The organism is Kribbella sp., from assembly GCF_035687465.1.
Taxonomy (GTDB): domain Bacteria; phylum Actinomycetota; class Actinomycetes; order Propionibacteriales; family Kribbellaceae; genus Kribbella.
In genome coordinates this window covers 1-20,523 of record NZ_DASRXP010000515.1, presented here as the reverse complement: position 1 = coordinate 20,523, position 20,523 = coordinate 1, and the positions used below count along the sequence as shown (strand labels likewise).

Genomic DNA, 20,523 nt, shown 5'->3' with positions numbered 1-20,523 from the left:
CTTCCCACCGAGCGAGTCGGATAGAGGGTCGCATGTGGCGTTCAGTGTTGCTCTACGACTACTCCGATCAGGGTCCTCGTTCTCTTCTGGCCCTGCCCGGGCACCTTTCAGCGAGTTCACCCGCGTCGCAGCCCTCCGAAGGTGCCGTGCTGATCACGCCGGACCGCAGTCTCCACTATGTCCTCGACACACCCCTGGTCGATGTGATCGGAATCAGCTGCCTGCTGCGGATCCGGCACCCCCAGCAAGTACTCACTTCGTCCCGCCAGATTATTCGCCTCGGCGACGCGTTCGAGCTGGGACTCGAACCGCTGACCACCTTCCAGGCGCTCGTCCGGGTACGACTGCAAGGCAGACGACACGACCTGGGTCAGCTGGCAAGTCCGAATCCACGTTTCGCCGAGCTGCGCTTCGACTGGCACACCAGCGGTAAAACGTATCTGCGGGTGGACGGCCGCCTGGTCGGCTACCACGACGCCCTCAGCCCCGGCGCCCGCCTCATGATCGACGACGTCGCCTTCGGGTTCCTCGAGTCGGTTCCCCCATCACCTGACCCGAGCAACCAGATCGGCCGCTTCTTCCTTCGAGCCCTCCGCCGCCGACCCCCATGGCCATGCCGACGCACCTCAGGAACGGGTGCTTGATCGTGTTCGCGTCACGGCCCAGATGATCCATACGCTCAGGGCGATCACCAGGAGGGACCAGAACGGTGCGTAGGGGATGAAGAAGAAGTAGTCGATCGCAGTCAGCACGGCCAGGACGATCGCGACCACGCCGGCCCAGGTGGCGTTGGAGAAGAGGCCGAAGCCGGCTACGACGACAGCGAGGCCCAGGATCAGGTGGATCCAGCCCCAGGCGGTGACGTCGAGGTCGAACGCGTAGCCCCGGACGACGACGAAGTACTGGTCATCGATGAGTGCGGCGAGCCCGGCGATCGTCGAGAACGCACCATTCAGGATCATCAAAGTGGCGGCGAACGCGAGGCCGCCCACCGCCCACCCCGAGACAGCCGGCCGCCCGTGCATGTCGCTGTAGGTCATCGTGCCCACCTTCCCTGGTCATCCGAGTCCACCCGGATCACGATGCCCACCGGTCCCCCGGACCGCATCGTCCGTCCAGGGTGAGATGCCGGTCCTTCTTCGCCTCTAGGCTCGCCACCATCCCCGGCTGCGGTTGCGGAGGGAGACGGGCGTGAGCGGTCACCGTGTGAGCGCACGCCCAGTACTGCGGTGGCTGCGGTCGATCCGTCCGGACCGTCGGAGCCTGCGCGCCGATGTGATCGCCGGCCTTCCGGGTGCGATCAGTAGCGTCCCCAACGGAATGGCGTCCGCGGCACTCATCGGTGTGAGCCCGATCCATGGCCTCTACGCGAGCTTCGCCGGGCCGGTCGCAGGCGGGCTCGCGACGAGCAGCCAGCTGATGGTGATCACAACGACCTCGGCCGCTGCCCTGGCCGCCGGATCTGCCCTGGCAGGTGTGGACGCCGCTGACCGGCCGCAAGCCCTTATATTGTTGACGATCATCGCCGGTGTGGCGATCATCCTCGCGGGCGTCGCACGGCTGGGGCGGTACACCCGCTTCGTCTCGCACTCGGTCATGACCGGCTTCCTCACCGGGATCTCGGTCAACATCGTTCTCAGCCAGTTGCCCGGCCTCGCGGGCGCGAACGCCACCGGGGAACTCGCGATCACCAAGGCGACGGACGTTGTCGTCCATCCCACGCGGGTCGACCTCGCCTCTCTGCTCGCGGGGCTCGCTGCGGTCGGGATCCTCTTCGGCCTCTCCCGGACCCGGCTGTCGGCGGTGAGCGCGCTAGTAGCGCTGGTCGTCCCGACCGTCGGCGTAGCCCTGGCCGGCGCCGACAAGGTGGCCCGGGTGGAGGACACCGGGCAAATTCCTCGCGGTCTTCCGCTGCCGCAACTGCCGGACCTCGGCCAAGTGTCGTTCCCGTTGATCACCGGGGCTCTGGCTGTCGCGGCGATCGTCCTCGTCCAGGGCAGCGGTGTCGCCGAAGCCGCACCGAACCGGGACGGGACCGCCTCGGACTCGAACCGTGACTTCATTGCCCAAGGCATCGGAAACGTCGCCGCCGGCTTCTTCCGCGGGCAACCGGTGGGCGGCTCCGTGGGCCAGACCGCACTGAACAAGACGGTCGGCGGCCGTACCCGGTGGGCGGCGATCTGTTCGGGTCTGTGGATGGTGGCGATCCTCGCGGCCCTTTCCCAGGTGATCGGACTTGTCGCCATGCCCACCCTGGCCGCCATCCTCGTCTATGCGGCCGTCAGGTCGCTGCGGCCAGGGGCGTTGGCGACGATCCTGCGCACCGGGCCGACCTCTCAGATCGCGGTCGTGACGACCTTCTGCGCGACCCTGTTCCTGCCGGTCTCCGCCGCGGTCGGCATCGGGGTGTCGCTCTCGCTGCTGCTGCAACTCAACCAAGAGGCGCTGGACCTCAAAGTCGTCCAGCTGAAGCCCGTCGGCGGCGGCCGGTGGACCGAGCATCCGGCCCCGGCCAAGCTGCCCAGTCATCAGGCGACCGTCCTTGACGTCTACGGCAGCCTCCTCTACGCCGGCTCGCGCACCCTGCGGGTCGAGCTGCCCGACCCGGCCGGCGCCGAGGCACCAACCGTCGTACTGCGGCTGCGCGGCCGGACAGCCGTAGGTTCGACGTTCGTCCAGGTCGTGGCCGACTACGCCGCCGCCCTGGCCGCAGCAGGCGGTCGGCTGTACCTCAGTGGGGTAGAGCCCGAGCTCGCCGAACTGCTGCGCCGTACCGACCAGGTGGACGTGTCCGGATCGGTCGCTGTCTTCGAGGCCACCGAGCTGGTCGGCGAATCGACCGGCCAGGCGCTGCGAGAAGCCGCAGCCTGGGCAGCCGAGCATCGACCGGAACGACCCGATCAGTGAGCGTCATCGAGCGGTACGGCGGTCTCGCATCGCCGCCCGGGCTGATCCGCTCAGCAGGGTACCGATGGCGATCCCGACGGCGAGGTTGATCAACCCGGTCGCGACCTTCGATCCCGTCGAGCCGTTGGCGACAAACGGGGCGACTGCTCCCGCGACTGCGGCCAGCCCGATGATCCAACTGAAGAACTGCAGGGGCCGGGGCGTGGAGATCAGCAACAGATGCAGAAGCCCGGTGGCCAGCAGCGCCGCGAGGGCGCAGTACAACGCGTACTTCGGCGTGTCCGCGTCTCCCCAGGTGCCCTCGCCTTCGGGCGCGAGAACGGGTACGTCGAAGATGCCGCGGGCGAGCAGGATGCCGACAAGCGCGATCAATGCCGAGACGACAGCCGTGGCCACACCTCCGGCCCACAGCCGACCGCCGGCTACCGCGTGCGCACCGCCTTGCGTTGGTTGAACTGTCATGTCGTGTGCTCCTTCGTCATTCGGCTGGTGGTGGCCAGCGGCGGAGCGCCAAGCGTGCGGCCAATCGTCCGAACAGGGCGCCTACGGTTGCGCCGACGAGGACGTCACTTGGGTAGTGCACGCCCGTGTACACGCGGGAGAACGCGACGACCGACGCAGCCACCCGCAACGGCGACCGGAGTACGGGCAGGAACTCTCCGACAGCTACAGCGAAGGCCGCTGCGGACGCCGAGTGTCCGGACGGAAATGATCCCGAGGAGGGCATCCGCACCCACCGCTGCTCGGGGACGCCGAGGCCACTCCGGTCGGGTCGGCGACGCACACCCGTCGTCTTCTTCAGGGGCTGGTTCACCACCAGGGACGTCGCCCCGACCGCCGTCAGCCCCGCGACCGCAGCACGCCGACCACGCGAGCCGCCGAGCAGCGCGAGGGCACTCCCAACGATGAGCCACGGCTTGGAGAAGTTGGCGAAGTCGGACACCCGCCGCAGCGGCTCATCCAGCAGCGGTGTGGACAGCCGCGCCACCGTCCGGTACAGCGCGCGGTCGTAGGCCGCGAGACGGCGCAGTGAGTCGGTCACGTCACCATGTGAGCTCGACCTCTAGCTCGCTCCCGTCGTCCCCGAGCTCGAACTCGAGCTTGAGGTGTACCTGGTCCGGAACATGCACCTTGACCCGGAGGCCGCCTCGGTCGAACTCGACGTCGTTCTCCTTGGCGAGCGTGTCGGCGAGCGCATGCAGGCGAGCCGCGGCGGCCTCCCGGCTCATGGACTCCTTCTCTTTGACCTCGATCAGATCCATTACGGCCTCCTAGGGGTTGAACTTGCTGATGCCCGGTCCCGGCCGAGGGCGATGCGCGCCAACTCGACGAGGCCGGCACGGAAGCCCTCGGGAGCCATTGCCGACGGCGATGAGCCTGGGTGCTGGTGCGCGATGCGCACCCGGAGAACTCCGGGTCGAATGCGAAACCTGAGGGGTGCGTCGAGAACGAGTGCCTCCCCGTCGACGCCGGCAGGCAGCGGGCGATCGGCATCGACCTCGAAGGAAGGAGCGGACCACTCGCGCCACGGACGCTGGGGACGGCGTTGACCGCCGTCCGCGGGCGCCCCCAGGACGGTGATACCGAGCAGGCCGTCATCGATGTGCGGACGTGTGCCACTGCCGACAGCACGACCGAGGCGGTAGCGGTTGTTGGAGACAAGCACCGCGGCACCTCCCCGGTGGCCGCGGCCGCCTGGGCCGGTCCAGCGCATGTCGAGATCGCTGCCACCCGTGCCGAGCGCGTCCGGCACGGTGTCGAGTAGGGTCCGGATCTTGGCAGTGCGGTAGCCGGTGCGCTGGACTGCTTCGGCGTACAGGCCGAGCGACACGTTGTTGACGAACACCCGGCCGTTGACCTCGGCGAGGTCCACCAGCCGCTCGCCGCCGTCGACGAAGGCGTCCAGAGCTCCGACAACGTCATCACGGTCGACCCCGAGGTCGAGCGCGAAGTGGTTCCGGGTGCCGGCGGGTACGCAGGCATAAGGCAGCGAGAGTTCGGCGGCGATGGCGGCGACTATCGCCTGTGAGCCGTCCCCGCCGGCCATCGCGAGTCCGTCGGCACCCCGCTCGACCGCGCCGCGGACGAGGTCCTCGAGGTCGTCCCCGCCCTTCAGCTCGATCGGCTCGATCCCGCGATCACGCGCTTCCTTGGCGAGTGCGAAGCGTTCTGCCTTACCCCCACCCGAGCGCGGATTGAAGAACAGCACCGGACGCTGCGGAGCCGGCACACGGGGAAGCTCCACGTGCGCAGCCATCGTGGCGCGCAACGCGGCCAGCGTGACCAGCAGCCCCACCACGACGAGCAGATCGACGCCAAACCGCCCACCCACAACAACAAACACCACCGCACCGACAACCGCCACACCGGCCACGTACAGCCCCGCCACGCGCGCGATCCCTCGCCGCAGTACGCCGTACCAAGCGGCACCACCGGCGATCACCACACAGCCCAGCACTCCGAGCCCCCGTGGAAACTGACTGACAGAGACCACCACGCCGAGCACAACCGTCGCCGTCCCCACCACCAACGCCACAACCGCCGCAACCCGCCGCCTCATGGAACACATCCCACACCCGCCTGCCCACCAAGACATCCCACAGCCGGGATGATCTGGCCCTGCCCCTCGGACTCAGTCGGCTCGGCGCCGGGCGTCAGCGACGTACGGAAGCGGGTTGCCGGGTGCTCGTGCGCCGGAGGCCAGCCAGGCCGCGAGACCCTCCGGGGATCGCCGGTGGAGCTCGTCGAGGTAATGCTGCCGCTGTTCGACGACGGACAGGCGTTCCGCTGCCGAAAAGGAAGCCTCCAGCAGGCGGAAGCTCTGGCGCCAGGCCAAGCACAATTCCTCGTCGTCGAGGGAACGGAGCTCTCGCGCCGGGGTGGCCGCAGCGAGCGACGTCGCGGCGTCGCGAGGTATCGCCGGCTCCAGCCGTACACCAGGAGGATCCCCCGGGGCGTGGCGCCGCACCCGGACGAGTGAGGTGAGAGCTGGCGTGGTCGCTGCCAGTATCAGCACCGTCAAGACACCGGCGAACTTGAAGACCGCGATCAGACCCGCGGCGGCAGGCGGGATCAGCCCCGCGGCGAGTGTGACCCGAACGATCCAGGGCACCGCGCTCCGCCCGTCCCCTTCCCGCACGGACGACGCGATGACGGCTGCCGCAATCACGAGCATGACCACACTGATGACAACCCGTCCCAGACCCCAACTGGCGATCGCACACACAAGCCCGGCTGTCGTGGCCAGGTAGACACACCACGACCGGACACTTCCGCTCCTGCCGTGGGACGTGCCGGGATCGGGCCCGTCCGCACCGGATGACCGCTTCATCCCGCTCACGTTCTCAGCGACGTGTTCAGGCTGCGGTTTGCTCGATGGCCTTGCCTTCGACGCTGAGGGTGACCTCGACGTTGCCGCGGGTGGCGTTCGAGTACGGGCAGCGTTTGTCGGCTCGGGCCATCAGGTCCGCGGCGTCGGCCGGCGACAGGTGCGGGGCGTAGAGGTCCAGGGCGACCTGCAGACCGAAACCGCCGCTTCCTGTCGGGCCGATACCGACCCGGGCGGTGATGTGGGAGTCGCTGGCATCTAGGTGGTGGCCTTGGGCCACGCCCAGCAGCGCCGATTGGAAACACGCCGCGTAGCCGATGGCGAACAGCTGTTCGGGGTTGGTGCCAGGGCCACCTTGGCCACCCATTGACTCGGGTGCGGACAGTTGCACCTCCAGTCGGCCGTCGGAGGTGCGGCCGTGTCCGGTCCGGCCGCCTTCAGTGACCGCCTCGGCGGTGTAGAGGATCTTCTTCGGCGGGGTTGGGGGCATCTCGGTTTCACCTTCCTTGTGGAGTGAGTACTCCCACAATCACGCTTCGCCGACTCGCTCGCCCCAGTGAAAATTGCTGGGATACCCGTACCGACCCAGGAACTTTCCCGGGCCCGAGCATGCCCGGCGGGGAGCCACCGTGGAAGCATGACCAACAGTGCATGCGACCGGGCTGCCTTTCGGCGCGCCGACCACGAACCGCAGTTGTGGGCCGTCAGAAGCGACTGCCCTCCGGAGACTGCCGAGGCACTGATCCGATCCCTGTACGCGGCGCACGGACGCAGTCTGCTGGCCCATGCCACCCGGCTGACCGGCGATCGCGCCGCGGCGGAGGACGTAGTACAGGAGACGTTGGTCCGGGCGTGGAAGCATGCGGACAAGCTGGCCGCGGGCAGCAGGCCGGTACGGGGCTGGCTGCTGACCGTGGCCCGCAACATCGTCACCGACCGGATCCGCGCGAAGGCCATCCGTCCCGCCGAGGTCGCGGAGGTGGACGACCGCTCACCGGTCGAGGGCGACCACTCCGAATCGGTGGTCAACACGATCGTCGTCGTGGAGGCCCTGGACCAGCTGTCACCCAAGCATCGTGAGGTCCTGGTCGAGCTGTACTACCGCGGCCACTCCGTGACGGAGGCCGCGGAGGAGCTGGGTCTACCGCCCGGAACCGTGAAATCGAGATCGTATTACGCACTTCGCGCCCTCCGCGCCGTGATGGACGCATCGGCGGCATAGCCGGGTTCGGCCTTCCGGCTAGCCGGTAGGCGACGTGGCCGCTGGCCTCGATGACGTCGGCGAGCAGCACCGACGATCGTGGAGTGATGCACGCGTGCGCGTCTTCCGGAGGGGCGGCTCCATTGAGGATTCACTCTGCAGATGGAGGGTTGCCAGGTTCCGACCGGCCATCGAGCCCGTCCCGCGCGCTGCGCGGCAGGGGCAGCGAGTGTGAGGTGCTGGTCCGGCTGCTCGACGAACTGCGCGCCGGGCACAGCTCCGTACTGGTGCTCCGCGGCGACCCGGGCATCGGCAAGACCGCCCTGCTGGATTTCATGGCCGATGCGGCCGCCGACCTCACTGTTGCCCGCGCCGGGGGCGTGGAGTCGGAGATGGAGCTCACTTTCGCCGCGCTCCACCAGATCTGCGGTCCGATGCTCCATCGGATGGAACGCCTCCCCCGCCCGCAATATGACGCCCTCGCCACGGCGTTCGGCCTGACATCCGGCCCGGCCCCCGATCGGTTCCTGGTCGGCCTGGCCGTCTTGAGCCTGATGTCGGAGGTCGCCGAGGAGCTCCCGCTGGTCTGTCTGATCGACGACGCGCACTGGCTGGACCGCGCCTCGGCACAGGCGCTGGCCTTCGCGGCACGAAGGCTGCTGGCAGAACCGGTCCTCCTGGTCTTCGCCACCCGCGAGCCGGGCGCGGACTACACCGGACTGCCAGAACTCACCGTCGAAGGACTGCCCGACGCGGACGCCCGGGACCTGCTCAATTCCGTGCTTCCCTGGCCGCTGGATGAACAGGTCCGTGAACGGATCCTCGCCGAAACGCACGGCAATCCCCTGGCGCTGCTGGAGCTACCACGCGGGCACTCGCCCAGCGAGTTGACCGGCGGCTTCGGAGTACCGGATCCGCTGCCACTGTCCGGCCGGATCGAGCAGAGCTTCGAGCACCAGCTGGCCGCTCTGCCAACGCAGACCCGGCGGCTCATGCAGCTCGCTGCAGCCGACCCGGTCGGAGACCAGGCGCTCCTTTGGCGGGCGGCGGCAAAGCTGCGCATCCCTGCCAGTGCAGCGGCCCCGGCCGCGGACGCGGGCCTGCTCGACCTCGGCGCCCACGTGCGGTTCCGGCATCCCTTGGTCCGCTCCGCGGCCTACCGGTCGGCCTCACTCCAGGAAAGGCAGGACGCGCACCGCGCCCTGGCTGACGTCACCGACCCGCAGACCGATCCGGACCGCCGCGCCTGGCACCGGGCCAACGCCAGCTCCGGGCCCGACGAGGAGGTCGCCGCCGAGCTGGAGCGCTGCGCCGGCCGGGCGCTCTCGCGCGGTGGACTCGCCGCGGCAGCCGCGTTCCTCGAGCGCGCGACGACCTTGACCGCGAACCGCGCACGGCAAGCCGAAAGGGCTCTGGCCGCGGCCCACGCCAAGATCCAGGCGGGCGCGTTCGACGCCGCGCAGAAGTTGGTCGCCATCGCGGAGCTGTTGCCGCTGGACCAGCTCCAGCTGATGCGCGCCGACCTGATCCGCGCCAAGCTCGCCTTCGCCGCACAACGCAGCGGCGACGCTGCCGGACTGTTACTGAAGGCCGCCCATCGACTGGAGCAGAGCGACCTCGAATCGGCTCGCACCACCTATCTCGACGCGATGAGCGCCGCCATGTACTCCACCCGCCTCGCGTGCCCCGAGGGAAGCTTGTCGGCGGTGGCGCAGGCGGTCCGTGCCGCACCGCCGGGATCTCGGCCGCAACGAGCTCCCGATCTCCTCCTGGACGGCCTGGCGGCGAACTTGGCCGAGGGGTACTCGGCCGGCCTACCGCTGCTGCGGGGTGCGCTGAGCACTTCCGCTGGTGAGATGTGCGTGGAGACGGAGCTTCGGTGGCTGGCGCTGGCGGGTATCGCCGCCGTGCATGTGTGGGATGCCGAGAGGTGGGCCGAGTTGTCCGCTCAGCGGGTCGAGGTCGCCCGCTCCGTCGGGGCGCTCAGCGAACTTCCCCTCGCGCTCAGCATGCGCGTCCAGCTGTTGTTCGTCGCCGGTGAACTGACCGCGGCCGAGTCGCTGATCGACGAAATACAAGCGACGACCGCGGCGACCGGCAGCACCCAAACGCCCTTCAGCGCGCTGGGCCTCGCCGCCATCCAGGGTCGCGAGGGCGACCTCGCCGTACTGGTGGAGTCCACCCTGAAGGAGGTGACGCCGCGCGGCGAAGGAATCGGCATCACAGCTACCGAGTGGGCGACCGCGCTGCTCTACAACGGTCTCGGCCGGTACGACGCGGCGCTGGCCGCCGCCGAACAGGGCAGCCGGCATCTGGACGACCTGGGATTCGGCCCCTGGTGTCTGCCCGAGTTGATCGAGGCAGCGGCCCGGGCCGGCGCGACCGCACAAGCGGCCGATGCCCTGCGGCGGCTGTCGGAGATGACGACCGCCAGTGGCACCGACTGGGCACTTGGCATGGAGGCGCGTTCAAGGGCGCTGCTGAGTGAAGGTGAGGGTGCGGACCGCCTGTACCAGGAAGCGATCCAGCGGCTGGCCCGGACCCGGATGCGGACTGAGCTGGCCCGGGCCCACCTTGTGTACGGCGAATGGCTGCGGCGGGAGAACCGTCGGGTGGACGCGCGGGAGCAGCTTCGAACCGCCCACGAGATGCTCACTGCGATGGGCGCCCAGGGATTCGCTGACCGCGCCCGCCGCGAGTTGCTGGCCACCGGTGAGACGGTGAGGAAGCGCAGCCGCACCGTCGAGAGCGCCCGGGACCTGACCACACAGGAGGTATTGATCGCCCGGCTGGCGCGCGACGGATTGTCCACCCCCGAGATCAGTACCCAACTGTTCATCAGTCCGCGCACGGTCGAGTGGCATCTGCGCAATGTCTTCACGAAGCTCGGCATCAACTCCCGCCGTCAACTCAGAGCAGCGACGTTGCGCCCCGCGGCCCGGTCCGTCCTGTCAAGCTGACGCCGGTCGACGAGCGAGTTGGCCGGGGCTGGACTTTCGGGGGGTTCGGCAGTTCTCTTGAAAGGTGGATTCCGTGGATCCCGTCGACCGGTGGTTGCACAGCCGACACGAGGAGTTCCTCGAAGGTGGGAGCCGGCGCGTGCGGGGCCTTGTCGCGGACTCGTGGAGCCGGTCAATCGCTGCCGGGCTTCAGTCCGACACCGCGGCGCCGTTCGCGTTCGAGGCCGACGAACTGGCGGAGTACCGGGCCGAGCATCCACTTTCCGCGGTCTTTCCGATGTTGTACGACGTCCTCGGCCGGGCCGCCGAGGACAGCGACTATGTGATGGCCGTCGGCGACAGTGACGGCCGGCTGCTGTGGGTGTGCGGACGGCCCGAGGCATTGCGCGCCGCGGACGGGATCCACTTCACCGAGGGCGCGTGGTGGGCCGAGCGACAGGTCGGCACCAACGCGCTCGGCACTTCCCTGGAGGTCGCCGGCGCGGTCCAGATCCGGTCCGCGGAGCACTTCACCCTCAGGGTGCAGCCGTGGTCGTGCGCCGCTGCTCCGATCTACGACCCGGAGACCCAGCGGGTGCTCGGGGTCGTCGACATCACCGGGACCGCCGACGCCAGCTCGCCCCAGTCGCTCGCCATGGTGCGGGCCGCCGCCCGGATGGCCGAGGCCGAGCTCGGCCGGCTGATGGTTCTTCGCAAGGTGATGGGCGATTCGACCCGCCGGATGCGGATCGCTGCCCTGGCACGGCCGGACGCCGAGGTGCGCATCGACGGCCGCGACCTGCGGCTGAGCCGACGGCACAGCGACATCGTCGTGCTCCTGGCCGAGCACCCGGAGGGCCTGAGCGCCGAGGAGTTGTCGGACGCGCTGTACGGCGAGGACGACCACCGCTCCTCTCTCCGCGGCGAGGTCACCCGCCTGCGCGCCCTCCTCGGCGCTGACATCCTCGAGTCGCGTCCGTACCGCCTGCACCCGGACATCGCCGCGGACTGGCTCGAGACGGCCGAGGACCTCGACTCCCACCGGTTGTCGTCGGCACTGCGCCGGTACGCCGGACCCTTGCTGCCGCAGTCGGACGCGCCCGGCGTGGTCGCCTCGCGGAACCGGCTCGAGAATCGGATCCGGGCCGCCGTCCTGCAGACCCACGACGTGGACCTGGTCGCGGCGTGGACCCGCTCGTACGCCGGGCTCGACGACCTGGCCGCGTGGGAACGCCAGCTGACGCTGATGTCGCCCACCTCGCCGTTGTGGCCCGCGGCCCAGTCCGAAGTACGCCGCCTGCGCGTCGACTACGGACTGGACTCGGCCGGAGGCTGATCAGAAGACGCGGATCGCGATCTCCGCCGGAGCCGCGAGCAGCCGGTCGATCTCGTCGTCGAGCTTGACCAGGGTGACGGAGGCACCGGCCATGTCGAGGGAGGTGCAGTACTCGCCGACGTAGTTGCGCCGTACGTTGATCCCGCGATCGGTGAGCACCTGGTGAGCGCGACCGTAGAGCAGGTAGAGCTCGCTGATCGGTGTTCCGCCGAGCCCGTTGATCATCAGCGCGACGTCGTCACCGGACTCGTAGGGCAGGTCGGACCGGACAGCCTCGAGCATCTGGTCGATGATCTCGTCGGCCGAGGCGAGCTTCTCCCGGCTGCGGCCCGGTTCGCCGTGGATGCCGACCCCCATCTCCATCTCGTCGGCGCCGAGTTCGAAGAGCGGTGAGCCCTTCGCCGGCGGAGTACAGGCGGTCAGCGCCATGCCCATCGTCCGGGTGACCGAGTTGACCTTCTCCCCGATCCGGACGACCTCGTCGAGGTCCGCACCCTGCTCGGACGCCGCGCCGACCGCCTTCATCACGAAGAAGTTGCCCGCCACCCCACGCCGGCCGACCGTGTACGTCGAGTCCTTGACCGCGACGTCGTCGTCGATGATCAGCGTGCGGACAGTCAGACCGTCGGCCTGACTCAGCTCCTGCGACATGTCGAACGCCATCCGGTCACCGGTGTAGTTGTTGACCAGCAACAGCACACCCTTCTCGGAGGCGAGCAGCTTGGTGGTCTCGTACACGTAGTCCATCGGCGGCGCCGCGAAGACGTCACCCGGACAGGCAGCGTCCAGCATGCCCTTGCCGACCGTCATCACGTGGGCGGGTTCGTGTCCGGACCCCGAGCCCTGAACGATCGAGACCTTGTCGTCGCGGGGTGCGTCCGTCCGCATGATCAGGTTGTACTCCGGTACGTACTTCAGCGTGTCGGGATTGGCCAGCGCGATGCCCCGCAACATCTCCGGCACGTAGTTCTTCGGGTCGTTGACGAACTTCTTCATCGTGACTCCCTTGTCTTCCAGACCTCTGCGATCTGCTCGATGATGACGGCGACGGCGGTGGCCCCGGCGTCGACCGATCCACGGCTCCGCTCGCCCGTGTAGGCGGCTCGGCCTCGCTTCGCGACCAGCTCAGCGGTCGCGTCGGCGGCTGCCCGGGTCGCGGCCGCGGCTCGGGCGACGACCTCCTGGCTGCTTGCCCCGGCCGCGAGTGATTCCTCGATCGAATCCGTCATCGGGACCAGCGCGTCGAGCAGGGTCTTCTCCCCCACCTCGGCGCCGCCGCGCGCCTTGATGCCTTCCACCGCGGAGCGCAGCATCGCCACGACGGCCGCTCCGTCCAGGGACGTCGTCGCACCGGCCGTCATCCCCGCCCGCAGGAACCCGGTCCCCCAGATCGGTCCCGACGTCCCACCGATCCGGGACGTCACCAGCATCCCGACCTTCTTCAGGAACGTTCCGATGTCGGTCCGGTCGAGTTCGCCGTACTGCGCCTGCAGCTTCTCGAAACCGCGGGCCAGTGAGTACCCGAAGTCCCCGTCGCCGACCACCGAGTCCAGGTCGCCGAAGTACTTCTCGTTGTCGAGGCAGGTGGTGATGATCGTGGTGACGACGAGGTCGACCTCGCCCCAGCTGTCCGTCATGTCTGGCCTCCTTGGGTGTCGTGCGGTGGCCTGCCGGCCAGCCGGGCGAGATCGGCCAGGCCGAGCGCGTCGACCGGCTTCACGTCCCAGGGGTCCGCCAGTACTTCGAGCCGCTCGCCGGCGGGGTCGCCCAGACTCGTCACGACCAGGGCCGCTTCGGTGAAGTCCTCGTCCCGGGTGTAGCCGCTGACGGTCACCACCGTCGCCAGCCCGGCTCCGATCGCGGCGAGCAGGCCGTTGCGCGAGTCCTCGATGACCAGCGTGTCGGCGGGATCCAGCGCGAGTTCCTGGAGAGTCAACTGGTAGACCGCCGGATCGGGCTTCTTGCGCGGTACGACGTCCCCTGCGAACACCGGGATCGTCATCGCGACCTCATCGCCGACGGCACCGGCGAGCACGGCACGGACCGACGGCTCCGCCGAGGTCGACGCCACCGCCACCACCCATCCCGCTCGCAATGCGTCGGTGATGACCCGCCGTACGCCGGGACGCGGGGGGATGACGCCGGCGGCCACGAGATCGGTGAAGGTCTTCGTCTTGGCTTTGTGCCAGGTCGCCACGACCTCGGCGCGATCCTCGGGCGTCGCCGGAGATCCGGCCGCCCGCCAGACATCCGGGTCGTCCAGCAGGGTGGCCAGGCGTTCCTTGCCACCGCCGATGCGGAGCATGCGGCCGTAGTCGTCGACGGACCATCGCACCGGAAGGCCGAACTGCTCGAAGGTCGCGTTGAACGCCGGAAGGTGTCCGTCGCGTTCGGTGTCACCCAGGACGCCGTCGCAGTCGAAGATGAGCGCTGTCATGCGTGTCCGCCGCTGCCGAACATCTCGATGTGCTCGACGGCCATGGCCTTCACGGCCGCGTGGATGTCGCCGAACAACGACGGCGGATCCCACTTGTTCGTGGCCCGCGCCTGCTCGAGGTGCTCGAGTGACGACGTCATGTAGGCGACCTTGAGTGCCGTGGAGATGTTGACCTTCGCGCAGCCCCGGCCGATCAGGTCCTGGAACTGCTCACGGGTCAGACCCGAGCCACCGTGCAGCGCCATCGGGATCCCCGTCGCCGCCACCAGGTCGGTGATCCGCTGATAGTCGAGGTCGGGCGCCGAGTGGTAGATGCCGTGCGCATTGCCGATCGCCGGTGCGAACACGTCGACCCCGGTCGTCTCGACGAACCGGGTGGCGATCTCGAGGGACTGTCGCCGGGACTCGGTGTCGGAACCCACGCCGTCCTCGACCCCGGTGATGCCCTCGATCTCGCCTTCCACGTTGGCGCCGTACCCCTTGGCCTCGGCGACGACCTCGACGGTCTGGCGCTGGTTCTCCTCGACCGGGAGCGACGAGGCGTCGAAGAGAACGGAGTTCCAGCCCGCCGCGAGGCAGGAGCTGATGACGTCGCGCTCGGGACAGTGGTCGAGGTGGAGAGAGACCGGTACAGGGGCCGGCGCGACGGTTGCGTCGAACATCGCCTTGAGGACGTCGCGACCAACCGACTTCACCGTCTTGACGGAGGTCTGGACGATCAGCGGCGACCGCAGTTCGACGGCGGCATCGACGACCGCCCGCAGGCTGAGCTCGTCCACCACGTTGATCGCGGGGACCCCATAGCCTTTCGCCAGCGCCTCGTCGACCAGATCCTTCAGCCGTGCGACAGGCATGATCTCTCCTCTCAGCGGCTTACACACCACTAGGAGTCAGCCTGCCTCCCCGAACGCTGCAAAAATGCTGCACACGGTGGGACCGTCAATGGTCAGGCAGGTCATCGAGCAGTTGGGCGAGGTCCATTTCCGCGGCCGGCGTCTGGAGGCCACGCTTGAAGACCGCCTGAATTCGGCTCCTCAGGTCGACCTGCTGGCTTGCCCACTGAGCACTATGCTCCGAAGGTGTCGACTCCGGTGCTCGCCACCAAGCTGTTCCCACCAAGTCGGCGCGCCGACTTGGTGGCTCGGCCACGACTGGTGGACCGGTTGGACAGCACCCTGAACCGCGGCCACCGGCTCACCCTGGTCTCCGCGCCCGCCGGCTTCGGCAAGACCACGCTCCTCGCCGACTGGGCAACGACGCAAGAGCGGGTGGGATGGCTGTCGCTCGACGAAGGCGACAACGCGCTGCCGCGCTTCTTGGCGCATCTGTGGGCAGCGCTCTCCGACGCCGGTCTCGACCTGGACCCGGCGACGTTGGAGGCCCTGACCTCCGCGCCCACGTCTACCGGAATGACAGCGGTCGTCAACGAACTGGTGCAGCTCGGGCGGCAACAACCCGACAGCCACTGGCTGCTCGTGCTCGATGACTACCACGTGATCGCGGCGCCTGAGGTGCACGAGGTCGTCACCTTCCTTCTCGACCACTTACCCGAGCAGCTGCACCTGATGATCGCGACGCGCTCGGATCCACCGTTCCGACTCCCCCAGCTGCGGAGTCGCGGGCAACTGACAGAGGTGCGGGCCGCGGAGCTGCGCTTCGCGGCGGTGGAGGCACAGGAATTTCTCAACCAGGTCATGGGCCTGCACCTCGCCGAGGACGACGTACAGGCGCTGGAGGAACGGACCGAGGGCTGGATCGCCGGTCTCCAGTTGGCTGCGCTCTCGCTGCGCGGTGTGTCGGACCGCGGAGACGTCGACGAGTTCATCGACGCCTTCACAGGCAGCAATCGCTTCGTCATCGACTACCTGGCTGACGAGGTCCTCGCCCGCCAGGGTGCGGAGGTGCGGGACTTCCTGATCCGGACCTCAGTCCTCGACCGCATGACCGGTCCTTTGTGCGATGCGCTCACTGGTCGGACAGACGGCGTACAAGTGCTGGAGGGCCTGGACCGTGGCAACGTGTTCCTGGTCCCGCTGGATGCTGAGCGCACGTGGTACCGGTACCACCACCTCTTCCGCGACGTCCTTAGCGCTCGCCTGATGGCCGAGCGTCCGGAGCAGGTTCCGACGTTGCACCAGCTGGCAAGCGATTGGTTTGCCTCGCGCCACCTTGTCGCGGACGCAGTACGGCATGCACTCGCGGCCGGTGACTACGACCGCGCTGCCTACTTGATGGAGGAGGCGTTGCCCGAGCTGCGCCGCGCCCGGCAAGACAGCCTGCTGCTGTACTGGATGCGGACGATGCCGGAGTCCGTGGTGAAGCGGCGACCTGTCTTGTGCATCCTGTCCGGATGGTCGCTGATGATGACTGGTGACCTGGACGGGATGGAACGCCGGCTCGATGAGGCCGAGGCGGCGCTGGTTGCCGGCGCTCACGACCAGACGCTCGCAGCGATGTGGGCTCCTACCGAGGATCTCCGCACCGCACCGATGACAGTGTGGGTCTACCGTGCGGCGCTGGCGCAAGCGCGAGGCGACGTACCGGCCACTGCGCGCCATGCCCGGCGTGCGATGGACCTCACCGGCACCGACGACCACTTCGTGCGCGGGGCCGCGGGTGGGTTCCTCGGTCTGGCTGCCTGGGCGGCCGGCGAGGTAGAGGATGCCTTGTCCACGTTCTCGGAAGCGGCTCGCAGCCTCCATGCGGCGGGGAACCTGGTCGACGAGCTGGACATGACGGTGGTGCTCGGCGACATGTGGATCAGTGCGGGTCGTCCCCATCGGGCGCGCCAGCTCTACGAGCGAGGCCTGCTCACGGCGACTCAGGCGGGTCAGCCGTACCCGCGAGCCACCGCCGACCTGCACGTGGGGCTGGCCGAGCTTGAGCGTGAGCTGGATGATCTCGTCAAGGCAGAGGAACATCTCGAGACCGCGAGGATGCTCGGTCAGCGCGGCTCGATCACCGAGAACCGGCATCGCTGGTCCGTGGCCATGGCACAGGTGCGCGCCACGATGGGCGATCACGACACAGCCAAGGAGCTGCTCGACCAGGCTGAGGCGCTGTACCGGCCCGGCTCCTATCCCGACCTCCGCCCGCTCGCGGCTATCCGAGCCCGCGTGGACATCGCGGCGGGAGACCTCGCAGCCGCCGAGCACTGGGCTGAGGATCACGAGGTCACGACGGCCGACAGCGCGTCGTTCCTGCGCGAGTACGAGCACCTCACCCTTGTGCGGCTCCTGCTCGCCCTTCACCACCGTGATTCCGGGGCGCCCGTGGATGACGCGCTGTCGCTGCTCCAACGCCTTCAGGCCGACGCCGACCGACGGCGCGCCGGCAGCCTGCTCGAGATCGGCATGCTGCAAGCCCTCACCCACGACGCTCGCGGGGACCGACTGCAGGCTCTCGCGGAGCTGAATGACGCACTGGCCCGGGCACCGGAGCCGGATGCCTATCTGCGCTTGTTCCTCGACGAAGGCGCTCCCATGCTCGCCCTGCTCCGCGATCCCGCTCTCAGCCAGTACGACGTACTGCGCCGGCACGCTCCTCGACTCCTCGACGCCAACCCTCCTTCAGCGGACCGCGGATCCCTGGCCGACCCGCTCAGCGAACGGGAGCTCGAAGTACTGCGACTCCTCGACAGCGAGCTCACCGGTCCCGAGATCGCCCGTCAACTCTTCGTAGCCCTGAACACCTTGCGCACCCACACCAAGCGAATCTTCACCAAGCTCGACGTCAACACCCGCGCCGGTGCCGTCCGCCGCGGCCACGAGCTCGGCCTGCTTTAGCGGTTCACATCGTCAGTCACCAGATGTGGTGACGCCCGGCCACCACGTCCCGTCATACGTTCCGGACAACCTCGCGGCACCGGTCGCGGAGTACCTGAACAAGGAGCCGGAAATGACCGTCACTTCCACCACTCTCACCCGAGCCGCAGGCGTTGCCGCGATCGGCGCGGGACTGATCTTCATCGGCGTCCAGATCAACCACCCGCACCTGGACGCCACCTCCATCACCACGACCGAAGTAGTCCTGCGGAACTCCCTGAAGGTCCTGATGGCCGCGCTGGCGCTGGCCGGATTCACCGGCATGTACCTGAGCCAGGTCCGCCGGAACGGCTTGCTCGGACTCATCGGCTACCTGGTGCTCGGCGTCGGCTTCCTCACCATCCTGTGCACCACCTTCGTCGCCGCCTACGTCCTGCCCACCATCGCCGAGACCAACCCCGGCTTCGTGAACGACGTCGCCGCCGTCGCCACCGGCGGCCACGCCATCGGTGACATCGGCGCGCTGCAGATCGCCGAACGGGTCCAGGGCTTCGGCTACCTGGCCGGCGGTCTCATTTTCGGCATCGCGCTCTACCGGGCCCGCGTTCTGACCCGTTGGGCGACCTTGCTCCTCGCCGTCGGTGGCGTCGTCTCCGCAGCGCTCTCCGTGATGCCGGACGCCTTCTACCGACTGCTGGCCTTCCCGACCGGCATCGCCATGATCGCCCTCGGCTACTCGCTCTGGAAGACGAGCCGCGACAACAACACAACGCAGCCCGCGCTTCCCAGCCAGCGCGTCACGACGGCGAGTGCGGCATGAGCATGTCGAACCACGCCCCCTCCCCCATGGGCTACGAACTCCGCATCGACGGTCACCTCGACCGACACTGGTCGACCTGGTTCGCCGGCCTCGCCCTCACCCTCGAGAACGACGGCACCACCACCCTCCGGGGCATAGTGACGGACCAGTCCGAACTACACGGCCTACTCACCAAGATCCGCGACCTCGGCCTCACCCTCATCTCCCTCACGCCCGCCGACCCAGGTTCCTAACAGTTTCCTAGCAATTTCCTGGCAGGCATTGCGAGCGAACGGACGCATCGCTGGAAGCCTCCGCTCGAGACCGGCACCGTGACGCTCGTGGAAATCCGTGAGCCCGACGTCGAGCGATTTGCTACGCCACCAGATCATCGGCTCACGGCTCCACCACCAGCGGATGGGTTGATGATGAGGTTGTGACTACTGCGGATGAGGCGTCTCAGGCGTCGGCGCCGAGGTGTTGGTGTTGCAGCGGTGAGTTCGATGAGGCCGATCTCGTGCGGCTGGGGGGCGCATCCCGAGGTCGGTGTCTGCTTCGGGTGTGCGCGCTACTTGCAGCGGCGGGCCGGCGAGCGCGAGGACGAGCGACGTCCGTCCCGCAGCGCTCGCCTGCGGTATGGCGTCCGGGCGGCTCGAGAGCGAGTGATCGCTCGTGGTTGGCACGAGATTCCCCTTGTCGGGTGGGTACTCCGGCGAATCGACCGCCATCTGCCGTGGTACAAGTTGAGGTTCCCAACCCTAGGGCCACTTGCTTTGCTGTCGCCCTAGCCGCCTGCGATCGCGGTGACGGTGCCCCCGACGATGCTGGTGATGGTGTCTGCCGCCGTGGACGGTGACGGCTTGCCCGCGTCCAGCCACGCGATCACGGCTTCGACAGCGACGGTAGGTATCAGCTGCGCGGCCCACTGCAGCCGGTTCTCGTCATGGATCACTTCTCGCAGGTACGGTTCGGCGGTCGCAGTCATCGCGGCGCGGAGCTCGTCGGCGTGTCGGCGGAAGTCGGGCTCTTTGGCCGACTGCCGGAAGAAGAGCTTGAAGCCGTCGGGGTTGTCCTGTGCGACCGCGATGAGTGCCTGAAGGCTGGACTCGGTGAGGTGATGTGGATGGCCGGTGGCCTCGCGCAGCTGGTTGCTGACCTCGTCGAGGACCGCCTCGTAAAGCTCGGTCTTGGAGTCGAAGTGCCGGTAGATCAGCACCCTGCTGACGCCGGCCTCTGCGGCGACGTCCTCGAGGTTCGTCGCTGCATAGCCGCTGCGAGCGAACGCTCGGGCCGCGGCAGCGATCAGAGCCCGGCGCCGCTCGGGGCGCTTCATCAGCTTGCCCTCAGTCGGTGCAGCCACGACTCTCCTCAAAGTGTTTACAGACGTGTTGACACTTCCTAGTTAACACCTCATGGTAGTGCCATGCCAGCACAGAGGTCGCACCCGCTGTTCGCCCGTGTGTATGCCCACCTGGGGCCGGTTTTGATGGGTGGCCGCCCCGGTGCCCGCGACACAGACATGGCGGCGTCGTGACTGGCACCGGTATCCAGGTCCGCGGCCTGACGAAGTCGTTCCGCACGGTGCGGGCGGTCGACGATCTGAGTTTCGAGGTTGCTCCCGGGACGGTCACCGGGTTCCTCGGGCCGAACGGCGCCGGGAAGACGACGACATTGCGGATGCTGTTGGGCCTAGTCCGACCCGATCGAGGAGACTCGACGATCGGCGGTGTCGGCTATCGCGACGTCCCCGCCCCGGCGACCGTTGTGGGGGCGGCGCTCGATGCGACCGGCTTTCACCCTGCCCGGTCGGTG

The 20,523-nt window shown here is 68.5% G+C and carries 21 protein-coding genes; 9 read left to right on the top strand and 12 right to left on the bottom strand.

The annotated features are described in order from the left end of the window. Positions 1-146: 146 nt before the first annotated feature. Positions 147-644 carry a hypothetical protein gene (locus tag VFG33_RS27565; protein ID WP_325055880.1) on the top strand — a complete coding sequence of 166 codons (498 nt, stop codon included), beginning with the start codon at positions 147-149 and terminating at the stop codon, positions 642-644. Here VFG33_RS27565 and VFG33_RS27560 read toward each other — a convergent pair. Continuing rightward, positions 627-1,040 (bottom strand): DUF7144 family membrane protein, encoded by a 414-nt coding sequence (locus VFG33_RS27560; RefSeq protein WP_325055879.1) that lies wholly within the window; start codon positions 1,038-1,040, stop codon positions 627-629. The genes VFG33_RS27565 and VFG33_RS27560 overlap by 18 nt on opposite strands. A 151-nt stretch (positions 1,041-1,191) precedes the next feature. On the opposite strand from VFG33_RS27560, the gene VFG33_RS27555 reads away from it, so the two are divergent. After that, positions 1,192-2,907: a SulP family inorganic anion transporter gene (locus VFG33_RS27555; RefSeq protein WP_325055878.1), complete on the top strand. Its 1,716-nt coding sequence runs from the start codon at positions 1,192-1,194 to the stop codon at positions 2,905-2,907. A gap of 3 nt (positions 2,908-2,910) precedes the next feature. Here the strand turns inward: VFG33_RS27555 and VFG33_RS27550 are convergent, their stop codons facing one another. The 6 genes from VFG33_RS27550 to VFG33_RS27525 form a co-directional block, all read right to left on the bottom strand. Next, complete coding sequence (locus tag VFG33_RS27550) at positions 2,911-3,369, bottom strand: DUF6069 family protein (RefSeq protein ID WP_325055877.1); 459 nt, start codon at positions 3,367-3,369, stop codon at positions 2,911-2,913. Positions 3,370-3,385: 16 nt separating this feature from the next. After that, the gene (locus VFG33_RS27545; RefSeq protein WP_325055876.1) at positions 3,386-3,949 is read right to left on the bottom strand and encodes a phosphatase PAP2 family protein; all 564 of its coding nucleotides are present in this window, start codon (positions 3,947-3,949) and stop codon (positions 3,386-3,388) included. 1 nt (position 3,950) lies between these two features. Further along, positions 3,951-4,169 (bottom strand): amphi-Trp domain-containing protein, encoded by a 219-nt coding sequence (locus tag VFG33_RS27540; RefSeq protein WP_325055875.1) that lies wholly within the window; start codon positions 4,167-4,169, stop codon positions 3,951-3,953. After that, positions 4,169-5,467, bottom strand: a complete 1,299-nt coding sequence (locus VFG33_RS27535; RefSeq protein WP_325055874.1) for a diacylglycerol/lipid kinase family protein — start codon at positions 5,465-5,467, stop codon at positions 4,169-4,171. The genes VFG33_RS27540 and VFG33_RS27535 overlap by 1 nt, the downstream gene beginning before the upstream one ends. Positions 5,468-5,539: 72 nt before the next feature. Next, a complete protein-coding gene (locus VFG33_RS27530; RefSeq protein ID WP_325055873.1) occupies positions 5,540-6,082 on the bottom strand; it encodes a hypothetical protein in 543 nt (180 codons plus the stop codon). A 181-nt stretch (positions 6,083-6,263) separates the two neighbouring features. After that, entirely contained in the window at positions 6,264-6,725 is a 462-nt protein-coding gene (locus VFG33_RS27525; RefSeq protein WP_325055872.1) for an organic hydroperoxide resistance protein, read from the bottom strand. 147 nt (positions 6,726-6,872) lie between these two features. Here VFG33_RS27525 and VFG33_RS27520 point away from each other — a divergent pair, with 147 nt between their 5' ends. The 3 genes from VFG33_RS27520 to VFG33_RS27510 all read left to right on the top strand — a co-directional run bounded on the left by VFG33_RS27520 (position 6,873) and on the right by VFG33_RS27510 (position 11,711). After that, positions 6,873-7,457, top strand: coding sequence for a sigma-70 family RNA polymerase sigma factor (locus VFG33_RS27520; RefSeq protein WP_325055871.1), 585 nt, complete (start codon positions 6,873-6,875; stop codon positions 7,455-7,457). Positions 7,458-7,606: 149 nt separating this feature from the next. Then, the gene (locus VFG33_RS27515; RefSeq protein WP_325055870.1) at positions 7,607-10,396 is read left to right on the top strand and encodes a helix-turn-helix transcriptional regulator; all 2,790 of its coding nucleotides are present in this window, start codon (positions 7,607-7,609) and stop codon (positions 10,394-10,396) included. A 73-nt stretch (positions 10,397-10,469) separates the two neighbouring features. Beyond that, a complete protein-coding gene (locus tag VFG33_RS27510) occupies positions 10,470-11,711 on the top strand; it encodes a GAF domain-containing protein (protein WP_325055869.1) in 1,242 nt (413 codons plus the stop codon). Here the strand turns inward: VFG33_RS27510 and dhaK are convergent, their stop codons facing one another. Genes dhaK through VFG33_RS27490 form a run of 4 tightly spaced genes read right to left on the bottom strand, consistent with a single transcriptional unit; the run spans position 11,712 to position 15,002 of the window. Further along, the gene (gene dhaK, locus VFG33_RS27505; RefSeq protein WP_325055868.1) at positions 11,712-12,707 is read right to left on the bottom strand and encodes a dihydroxyacetone kinase subunit DhaK; all 996 of its coding nucleotides are present in this window, start codon (positions 12,705-12,707) and stop codon (positions 11,712-11,714) included. After that, on the bottom strand, positions 12,704-13,348 hold the full coding sequence (dhaL, locus tag VFG33_RS27500; RefSeq protein WP_325055867.1) for a dihydroxyacetone kinase subunit DhaL: 645 nt from the start codon (positions 13,346-13,348) through the stop codon (positions 12,704-12,706). Before dhaL ends, dhaK begins: the two co-directional genes overlap by 4 nt. Beyond that, on the bottom strand, positions 13,345-14,148 hold the full coding sequence (locus tag VFG33_RS27495) for an HAD-IA family hydrolase (RefSeq protein WP_325055866.1): 804 nt from the start codon (positions 14,146-14,148) through the stop codon (positions 13,345-13,347). The genes dhaL and VFG33_RS27495 overlap by 4 nt, the downstream gene beginning before the upstream one ends. Next, on the bottom strand, positions 14,145-15,002 hold the full coding sequence (locus tag VFG33_RS27490) for a class II fructose-bisphosphate aldolase (RefSeq protein WP_325055865.1): 858 nt from the start codon (positions 15,000-15,002) through the stop codon (positions 14,145-14,147). Before VFG33_RS27490 ends, VFG33_RS27495 begins: the two co-directional genes overlap by 4 nt. A gap of 225 nt (positions 15,003-15,227) precedes the next feature. Here VFG33_RS27490 and VFG33_RS27485 point away from each other — a divergent pair, with 225 nt between their 5' ends. The 3 genes from VFG33_RS27485 (at position 15,228) to VFG33_RS27475 (ending at position 18,965) form a co-directional block, all read left to right on the top strand. Then, positions 15,228-17,933, top strand: coding sequence for a winged helix-turn-helix domain-containing protein (locus VFG33_RS27485; RefSeq protein ID WP_325055864.1), 2,706 nt, complete (start codon positions 15,228-15,230; stop codon positions 17,931-17,933). Between the two features lie 112 nt (positions 17,934-18,045). After that, a complete protein-coding gene (locus VFG33_RS27480) occupies positions 18,046-18,732 on the top strand; it encodes a hypothetical protein (protein ID WP_325055863.1) in 687 nt (228 codons plus the stop codon). Continuing rightward, complete coding sequence (locus tag VFG33_RS27475; protein WP_325055862.1) at positions 18,729-18,965, top strand: DUF8691 family protein; 237 nt, start codon at positions 18,729-18,731, stop codon at positions 18,963-18,965. The genes VFG33_RS27480 and VFG33_RS27475 overlap by 4 nt, the downstream gene beginning before the upstream one ends. A gap of 530 nt (positions 18,966-19,495) precedes the next feature. Here VFG33_RS27475 and VFG33_RS27470 read toward each other — a convergent pair. After that, positions 19,496-20,071, bottom strand: a complete 576-nt coding sequence (locus tag VFG33_RS27470; RefSeq protein WP_325055861.1) for a TetR/AcrR family transcriptional regulator — start codon at positions 20,069-20,071, stop codon at positions 19,496-19,498. 170 nt (positions 20,072-20,241) lie between these two features. Here VFG33_RS27470 and VFG33_RS27465 point away from each other — a divergent pair. Further along, positions 20,242-20,523, top strand: a 282-nt coding sequence (locus VFG33_RS27465; RefSeq protein ID WP_325055860.1) for an ATP-binding cassette domain-containing protein, incomplete at its 3' end; no start/stop codon positions are given.

Coding starts and splice junctions, on each gene's coding strand:
- VFG33_RS27560 (WP_325055879.1), bottom strand. CDS start 1,040: ATGACCTACAGCGACATGCACGGGCGGCCGGCTGTCTCGGGGTGGGCG.
- VFG33_RS27550 (WP_325055877.1), bottom strand. CDS start 3,369: ATGACAGTTCAACCAACGCAAGGCGGTGCGCACGCGGTAGCCGGCGGT.
- VFG33_RS27540 (WP_325055875.1), bottom strand. CDS start 4,169: ATGGATCTGATCGAGGTCAAAGAGAAGGAGTCCATGAGCCGGGAGGCC.
- VFG33_RS27535 (WP_325055874.1), bottom strand. CDS start 5,467: ATGAGGCGGCGGGTTGCGGCGGTTGTGGCGTTGGTGGTGGGGACGGCG.
- VFG33_RS27530 (WP_325055873.1), bottom strand. CDS start 6,082: ATGCTCGTGATTGCGGCAGCCGTCATCGCGTCGTCCGTGCGGGAAGGG.
- VFG33_RS27525 (WP_325055872.1), bottom strand. CDS start 6,725: ATGCCCCCAACCCCGCCGAAGAAGATCCTCTACACCGCCGAGGCGGTC.
- VFG33_RS27520 (WP_325055871.1), top strand. CDS start 6,873: ATGACCAACAGTGCATGCGACCGGGCTGCCTTTCGGCGCGCCGACCAC.
- dhaK (WP_325055868.1), bottom strand. CDS start 12,707: ATGAAGAAGTTCGTCAACGACCCGAAGAACTACGTGCCGGAGATGTTG.
- dhaL (WP_325055867.1), bottom strand. CDS start 13,348: ATGACGGACAGCTGGGGCGAGGTCGACCTCGTCGTCACCACGATCATC.
- VFG33_RS27495 (WP_325055866.1), bottom strand. CDS start 14,148: ATGACAGCGCTCATCTTCGACTGCGACGGCGTCCTGGGTGACACCGAA.
- VFG33_RS27490 (WP_325055865.1), bottom strand. CDS start 15,002: ATGCCTGTCGCACGGCTGAAGGATCTGGTCGACGAGGCGCTGGCGAAA.
- VFG33_RS27480 (WP_325055863.1), top strand. CDS start 18,046: ATGACCGTCACTTCCACCACTCTCACCCGAGCCGCAGGCGTTGCCGCG.
- VFG33_RS27475 (WP_325055862.1), top strand. CDS start 18,729: ATGAGCATGTCGAACCACGCCCCCTCCCCCATGGGCTACGAACTCCGC.